General features: G+C 52.9%; 1 protein-coding gene. It reads right to left on the bottom strand.

Going from position 1 to position 255, the window contains the following annotated elements:
- Positions 1 to 255, bottom strand: a 255-nt coding sequence (locus tag AACY08_RS30295) for a transposase (protein ID WP_339472760.1), incomplete at both ends; no start/stop codon positions are given.

Here is a 255-nt window from a genome sequence, read left to right as displayed (position 1 = left end):
CTTCGCGGCGAATCACGTTGTAGGCAAGCAACAAGCCCCAGACCTCCTGATACACCAAGTCGATCTTCTTGCTGCGTAAGGTCATTGCGTTCTGCTGCATCGAGCTTTTGATATCTCTGAAACCCAGCTCGATTTCCCATCTTTCCTGATAAAGCTTGGCGACGGCGCTGGCGCTGTAAGTGCTGGCTGGCAGCGACGTCATGACTGTTTTCAACTTGCCCTGAACTTCGTAGCTGACCTCTCGCACCTCCCAAT

The sequence above is a fragment of the Pseudomonas sp. EL_65y_Pfl1_R83 genome (assembly GCF_963970695.1).
Lineage (GTDB): Bacteria > Pseudomonadota > Gammaproteobacteria > Pseudomonadales > Pseudomonadaceae > Aquipseudomonas > Aquipseudomonas tritici.
The sequence above is the reverse complement of the archived record's forward strand: the minus strand, read 5'-3'. Positions and strand labels throughout refer to the sequence as shown.